We start from the raw sequence: 6,841 nt of genomic DNA on the forward strand, positions 1-6,841 counted from the left end.
AATTAATCCAGCAGAATCGGTGATATCGCAACGCCTGAAGGGAAACTACCCGTTGGCAGAATCGCAATCGGCAGTTGACTGGCAACCTCGATGACCGCAACATAGCCAAAGGTCAGGATCGTTACATATACCTTCAACCCATCTGCAGTAATCGCGATATCGCTCGTATTGCTCCCTGCCGGGAGCTCGATACGAGTAAGAATTTCATTACGCGACAGATTGATGACCACGATCTCGTCGCCGCCACGGCTCGCCACATAAGCTAAAGCGCCATCGGGCGTAATAACAAGCTTCTGGGGATCATTGCCCGTATCCAGCTTGATTGTAGCCGTGATGGCTTGGGAAGAAGTCCGGATGGCATAAACACGTTCAAATTGCACATCCGTAACATACGCGATCTCACCATCAGGTGTAAAAGCAATCGCGGACGGTTTAGCTCCATGAGGGAGCTTGATTGTGGACACAATGGTATGAGTGATTGTATCTATGACCGCGATACAGCTTTTGTTAATTAAACAGCAATACGCCTTCTGTCCATCAGGCGCGATAGCTACCGCAACCGGATCACTGCCCGACGGCAGCGAAATCAGCTTCATAAGCGAACGGGTTTCCGTATCAATGACGACGATGTAATCCTCTACCATCGTCGTCACGTAAGCTTTGCCGCTATTGCGCGAGACAGCAACCGCAAGAGGCACCGCACCTACCGGGAACGTGATTTCTCCGGCGATGCTATGCGTGAGCGTATTGATGATTTTGACCGTTTTATCCCCTTGGCAGGTTACTAACACCTCTCGCCCATTCGGGGTAAAGTCCAGCTGACGCGGGCTGCTGCCGATTGGGAACGGAATCGTCGCCACTCTCGTATTGGTTGCCGTCTGAATAACGGTCACGGTGTGACCGGTATGATTAGCTACGTAAGCGTGCATCATCTCATCCATGAGGGAGGACATGACCTGCAAATTATGCTGGGCGATCACCTCGCCTTGGTCATCCACCTCCGCCATCGTAGCAAACACTTCACCGGCAGCAAGACCGTTTGCCGTAATGCTAACGCCAAATTGATCCAGTTCTCTGACCTCATGCTGGACCGTGAACGTGCCGCTTGAATAACCGACAGGCTGAAGCTCTACAATAGCCAGCCTGCGCATGACAAGCTTCCCGTACCCCCCTCCTACTTGATCACTGTTTACCAGTTTCGAATCCATTGATGCTGCCGCTTCGGTTGCAATCGTATACACTTGAATGCCCGCCGATGCTTGCTGTCTTCCGCGATTCATGACCGTAATTCTAAGGCTCGCCGTTCGTCTTCGTTCTCGATTAATCAGCAGCCCGGTGTCCAAGATCGGCAAAGGGGACGCCTCCTCTACTCTTCCATTCCTCTATCCTATGAGATGCTAGAGTAAATGGCGCGAGACATATCACTATCTCGTGCTGGTAGATTATGCAGGCTCGGTTGCATCGCAGAAAAGCACCGTTCACATGCGAACGGTGCTCCATCGTCAACCCTGTTAATAATTATTTTAAACCTTTAAAACCCATGCCATATACACCGGGGATCGACGTTTCTTTGCCAAGAACGGCAGCTGCCTCAAGCGTCCAGTATGGGTTTCGCAGCATCCCTCTTCCGACAGCTACGAGATCCGCGTCTTCATTGCCGATAACAGAGTTAGCCAGCGATGGCTCATCCAATCTGCCGACGGCGATAACAGGCACATCCAAGGCATTCTTGATCGCTCTTGCCATCGGTACTTGGTAAGCAACATGCGTTCCCGGTCTGCCATGCGCAAGAATAGGTCCTTCGCCTCCGGAGCTTACATGGAACATATCCACGCCTGCGTCGCGGTAAGCCTTAGAGAATGCAATGCTTTCATCAAGACCATAGCCGCCATCTACGTATTCTCTGGCCGAAACGCGCATGATAAGCGGCATATTCTCCGGCATCACGCTCTTGACTGCATGAATGACTTCACAACCGAACAGCGTCAAATCCTTGCCGTATTCATCGGTTCGTTTATTCGTGAAGGCGGATTGGAACTGGTGAATGAGATAACCGTGAGCGCCATGAATCTCGATGGTGTCTACGCCGGCCTTGATCGCACGTTCGGCGGTCAAACGGAATTTCTCTACCATTGCCTTTGTTTCATCCGTCGTCAATGCCCTCGGCGTTTTGGATTTATCGTCGAATGGAATTGCTGAAGGCGCGACGGGAACTTCGGCATGCTCTGCTTTACGTCCGGCGTGAGCGATTTGGATGCCCACTTTCGCACCGTATTCATGACAGGCGTCAACAATGCGTTTAAGCGGACCGATTTGCTCATCGGACCACAAGCCTAAATCGAAATCCGTGATGCGGCCGTCCGGCTCGATATCGGTCATTTCGATAATGACAAGACCCGCTCCGCCGATCGCGCGGCTTACGTAATGTACGTAATGCCATTCTGTAGCGATGCCATCATTATTTCTGACAGCATATTGGCACATCGGAGGCATGACGACTCGATTTTTTAGTGCCAACCCTTTTATATGAAAGTCATTAAACAAATTGTACATGATTCCGCATGCTCCTCTATACCCTCAACTGCTTCTCTGCAGAAGTGGCGCTGGTTTATTGAAAAGTGAGAAAGACGACGATAGGGCTATACAACTGTACCATTATAAATGAGTCCATTGTACTTCGTATAAGTTTGCTCCATGCTAACCAAACGTTATGACGAAAGCGACTAGATGAAACCTAACAGCTGCCTGCAAACGGATTCTTCGCGTGTAATGACTGAGATTTGACGTATCGTCCCGAAGTCAGCAATCGGAATCGCTTTTATCGTATCCTTCTTCTGTATGATGAAGATTTCAGGTAAAATGGCAATCCCCAGGTTGGCGTGCACGAAACCAAGGACACTTTGTCCCAGTTCGATTTCGATCGCGATGTTCAGCTCTTTCCCTCTTTGCGTAAATTCCTGCTCGACTAACATCCTGACATCGCAGCCTTCCGGCAGCATCACAAACGATTCATTCTGAATCTCATCAAACAATACTTCATCTTTGTTGCCATATTTCGGGTGGTCTACATGAACAAACAAGAAGAACCGCTCCGTAAACGCAGGTGTCGTGTAGAAGGAGTGCTTCACGCCTCGATCGTCAAAAAAAGCGGCGTCGAGCGTACCGTTCTCAACATTCGATAACAAGTCAAAAAAACTATAAAACACGCGTACTTTAATCTCCAATTTGGATTCAGCTTGTTGATTGCCGGCAATTCGACCGGGCAAATAGATCGTTGCGATACTTGGCCACGAACCGATCGTGAGGACGGACTTCCCTTCTTCATGACTAAGCGCAATCTCACGGCGCAAGGCGTTCACTTCATCAAGGATACGTTTGCTTCGTTCAAGCAAGATCTGGCCGGCTGTCGTTAACGTTACGCCGACGGTTGAACGCAGCAATAATTGTGCCCCTAATTCATCCTCCAAATTACGAATTTGCTTGCTTAAAGCCGGCTGACTGATATGTAACCATTCGCTGGCTTTCGTCAAGCTCTTCGTTTCCGCCGTCTGCTGGAAAGCCTCCAACCATTCGATCCTCATCTTCATCCCTCATAACTATTGGTTGCGTTACTCCTGATCGACCTTAGCGGAAGTACATACTGTGTTATAGTGTGCTCTGCTCCATCAAATTATTTCGAACCGAGTGTCTCCCCCATTTATAAGTCCACCTATGCAAAAGACCGGCTAATTGCCGGTCTTTGTGAGTAAAAGGTCAGCTAGTGCCCCATCATCATAGCCGCATCTGCCCCTGATTCATCGCCGGTACTTAATTTATCCTCTTCCTTCAGTCTTGGCTTACGAAGAATGAGCGATAGCAGGACGCCTGCAGTTGCGATACATGCGGACAGGAAGAACGTATCACCATAGCCCTCCACGACCGCAGTAAGCGGATTTGCTCCTTGCCCAGCGCTTGCTGAGTGGGAAGTAATTTGCGATGTCAGATAACCGGTAAGACCGGCAACCGCAAACGAGACTACAACTTGCTGAGCAGCAGTTGTAAGGGGTGTAACACGGCTAACCAACCGCCGAGGGGCTGAATTCAGAACATGTGTATTCAATGGCATCATGGAGAAGCCCATACCAAGGCCCATCATGCAAATGGATACGATAATTAGCCACAGACTGGTGTCAACCGAAACCGTAGATAGAATAAACAACGCAGCTGAGACGACAGCCAAACCACCGAATGCAAGCGGCCTAGCCCCGATTTTATCAAATAAACGTCCACTGATCGGCATCCCGATTCCGGCGCAAATCGCTTGTGGCATCAGAATCCAGCCCGTTTCTAATGCTGTGTAATGTTTAACGCTTTGCAGGTACAGCGGAACGATCAGCATAGCGCCAAACAACGCGAGCTGCACAATCCAAGTCAAGATTATGCCACGGGTAAAGTCCGAGGATTTGAATACTTTCAGTTCCAGAAGTGGCTGCTCCTGTCTTAGTTCCACGAATATAAAGACGATCAAGGCAACGCCGCCGACTGTCAGTCCCGTTATTGTAGCCGTCGAAGACCAGCTTGTTCCTCCCTCGCTCACACCAAAGGCAAGCATCGTAAACGCGATCGGAGCAAGGAACATCCCGATAACGTCCAGATGCGGCGCTTTATGACGATCGGACTTAGGCAAGTATTTAACTCCGAGGATGAATGCAATGATGCCTATTGGCAAATTGATAATAAAGATCCAATGCCAGCTGACTGAATCCACCAACCACCCAGACAATACGGGGCCAAAAGCCGGCGCCATCAGCATCGGGATGCCTAATACACCCATTATCGATCCGCGGCGTTCAGGAGGCGCAAGCTTAAACACCATCGCCATCCCGATCGGGGATACCATTCCCCCGCCTAGGCCTTGGATAACGCGATAAATAATGAGTTGTTCCGGCGTCTGAGCAATACCGCATAAGAGCGAACCGATGGTGAACAAGGTGATCGTCAGCAGAAAGATCTGCTTGGAGCCGAATTTATCCGTCAGCCAGCCCGCAAGCGGAATAACAGCAGACAACGCAAGCGTATAACCGGTAACCGTCCATTGGATGGTCTTCAGATCCGTATCGAAATAATCCACCAGATGCGGAATGGCGTTATTAACGACCGTACTGTCGAGAATAACCATAATCATCCCCACAATAATGGCCATAAGCGGCGGAAGAATGGCTTTTAGTGAAAAGTTGTCGTCATTATTCGGTAATGGTGGCGATTGTGTTCGTGTAGACATGATCGATCCTCCTTCTTTACTACTGCTGGTTAGGTTCTCCCGCGACCCGCAGTAATAATTGATGAAGACCACAGTTGTATCTGCCAATGCTGCACGATTATTGATGGATTACCAGGTTCACCTATTCTTTTTTCCCAGGCACCACTCGATACACGTTATTCTTCCCTGCAGGCTGAATAATTCGGGTTGCCACACGTGACATTTTCACCACATCCGTCTTCCCTTTTGCATTTTTCGTTATGGTTAATAGTAAAATCGAACCTCGCAGCCTAGCGGTATGCTGGGGGAGTTCGGTGGATACGAAGTTACCGAGTGAAGATGCAGCTACCCGATTTCTGATCTGTCCGTCGATGTCCTTTATCTTGGACATTTTGATGGGATGCAGCACATGGGGATGCGCTCCTAGCACTACATTCACACCGTTTCTAAATAGCAGTTCCATGAGACGAATTTGGCCACGGTCGGGATAAGATCGAAATTCTTTACCGAAATGGAGGCAAGCGATGATCAAATCCGTTTTGCGTTTTAAGCTCCGTACGTCCGCTATCATCTTCTTCCGTTGAAGTCGGTTGACCATCCATGTTTGTGGCACCGCGATCCCATTTGTTCCTTTCGTATAGGCCAATATGCCGATTCGGATTCCTTTAACGTTCACAATCAGCCGTCTGCGTGCTTCTTGAGCAGAACGACTTGTGCCTGTGTGTCGAATACCATGACGATCGAGGATGTTTAATGTCCGCTTCATACCGGAGACTTTCCCATCCATACAGTGGTTGTTGGCTGTGCCTAAGACATTGAAACCCAAGTTTCGAAGCGTAGCCGCGAATTTATCCGGGGAGCTAAACAACAATTTGCCGCGCGCCGGGCGGAAAGTGGAACCGGAGAAGGTCGTCTCCAGATTCCCTATCGTTAAATGTGCATTACGAAGATACGGCTTTACTTTGGCAAAAATCGGCGCGAATCCGCCTACTCGCTGGGCTGAGGCGATCATCTTCTTCTTCATCAACAGATCCCCGACAGCCGCGATAGTAATTCTCATTCCATCACCTACTCCTCTCACGTTACACCACCTTATTCGACGGACAAGCGATCCGCCTGCAAGTTGGGCCATCCTAGATACGGAATTGGGCAGAAAAAATCCGCAGTTCGTGAAACCGCGGATGGTCTGCTATTTATCTGGTTTCTCTATGCAGCGTTACCTTCTTATGCGTCGGGCAATACTTGCGAAGCTCGAGTCGCTGCGGATTGTTCTTCTTGCTCTTGGTCGTCATGTAGTTGCGTGTCCCGCATTCCGTACATGCCATCGTAATAATTACGCGCATGCTCTCATCACCTTCCTTTATCCATAAGTTATGAATGAAGGTGTCTAGGTGACAATCACAAGTTGACGAATTACTGCTCGTCATTCCTTACGCTGCTCTAACGAACCGTAGAGGTCTTATTCGGGAGTAATAAGACCTTCAATTATTCTAACGAACCACAGAGGGGTAGCGTCAAGAAGTTTGTGTAAGTAGGAATAAGCTCGAGGTGTGAGAAGTTTCGGTGGGGGAGGCTACTCCCCCACCGAAACTTCCAAGCTCG

Annotated in this window: 6 protein-coding genes; all 6 read right to left on the minus strand. The window is 49.3% G+C overall.

Annotated features, from left to right (window positions below):
* Positions 1-2 precede the first annotated feature (2 nt).
* Positions 3-1,352: a beta-propeller fold lactonase family protein gene (locus BLW29_RS22590; RefSeq protein WP_090983811.1), complete on the minus strand. Its 1,350-nt coding sequence runs from the start codon at positions 1,350-1,352 to the stop codon at positions 3-5.
* A 166-nt stretch (positions 1,353-1,518) separates the two neighbouring features.
* Positions 1,519-2,553: an NADH:flavin oxidoreductase/NADH oxidase gene (locus tag BLW29_RS22595; protein WP_090983813.1), complete on the minus strand. Its 1,035-nt coding sequence runs from the start codon at positions 2,551-2,553 to the stop codon at positions 1,519-1,521.
* 170 nt (positions 2,554-2,723) lie between these two features.
* A complete protein-coding gene (locus tag BLW29_RS22600; RefSeq protein WP_090983815.1) occupies positions 2,724-3,581 on the minus strand; it encodes a LysR family transcriptional regulator in 858 nt (285 codons plus the stop codon).
* 176 nt (positions 3,582-3,757) lie between these two features.
* Complete coding sequence (locus tag BLW29_RS22605) at positions 3,758-5,260, minus strand: MDR family MFS transporter (RefSeq protein WP_090983816.1); 1,503 nt, start codon at positions 5,258-5,260, stop codon at positions 3,758-3,760.
* A 121-nt stretch (positions 5,261-5,381) separates the two neighbouring features.
* Positions 5,382-6,299: a CapA family protein gene (locus BLW29_RS22610; protein ID WP_090983818.1), complete on the minus strand. Its 918-nt coding sequence runs from the start codon at positions 6,297-6,299 to the stop codon at positions 5,382-5,384.
* Between the two features lie 133 nt (positions 6,300-6,432).
* Positions 6,433-6,582: a 50S ribosomal protein L33 gene (rpmG, locus tag BLW29_RS22615; protein ID WP_090983819.1), complete on the minus strand. Its 150-nt coding sequence runs from the start codon at positions 6,580-6,582 to the stop codon at positions 6,433-6,435.
* Positions 6,583-6,841 lie beyond the last annotated feature (259 nt).

This window comes from Paenibacillus sp. CF384 (genome assembly GCF_900106745.1).
In the GTDB taxonomy this organism is placed as follows: Bacteria; Bacillota; Bacilli; order Paenibacillales; family Paenibacillaceae; genus Paenibacillus_Z.